Below are 490 nucleotides of genomic sequence, written 5' to 3'. Positions count from 1 at the left end.
CTACGTCTCTTTATCACGCCCCGTCCAGGAACGACAAGTCCGTTTTGGGGACGATATCGGGGGAGGGCGCCTTCGAAAGCGGGCGTCGAAAATCCCTCAAGGGCCAAGTCGGTCCGCGCTGCGCCCGCACCGAGCACACCGCCTTCCCCAAAATGACTTTTCCGTGTGAAAGCACGAATCTTGGCGTGGTTTGCCGCGTCAAAGCACGATTCAGCCAGCTTGGCCGCAATCACGCGGCGGCCGATAACCCCCAATGCGGTTCTTCCAGCTGTCGTCCGCTCGATCGGTTTGCGCGACCGGGAAGAACTGCCCAATCGCCGGGAGCGACGATTGGTCACCATAAGGGGGTTTCCATGACTGGATAAAGGAAACCCGGCACGAAGGCCGGGCATCCCGATAGGCTCTACTCTAACACCCGTCGCCAAACGGGCATCATCGCTCAGAACGATTCGTTAGATATCCTATCCAGACTTTCGTCGCAAGGATGCGC

1 protein-coding gene is annotated in these 490 nt (G+C 59.0%); it reads right to left on the bottom strand.

What is annotated here, in order from left to right:
- The coding region (locus AACY52_RS30425; RefSeq protein ID WP_339561400.1) for a hypothetical protein at positions 1 to 341 on the bottom strand (341 nt) is incomplete at its 3' end.
- Between the last annotated feature and the right edge of the window lie 149 nt (positions 342 to 490).

The sequence above is a fragment of the Pseudomonas sp. EA_65y_Pfl1_P113 genome, from assembly GCF_963970525.1.
Lineage (GTDB): Bacteria > Pseudomonadota > Gammaproteobacteria > Pseudomonadales > Pseudomonadaceae > Aquipseudomonas > Aquipseudomonas tritici.
This window is presented reverse-complemented; position numbering and strand designations above follow the sequence as displayed.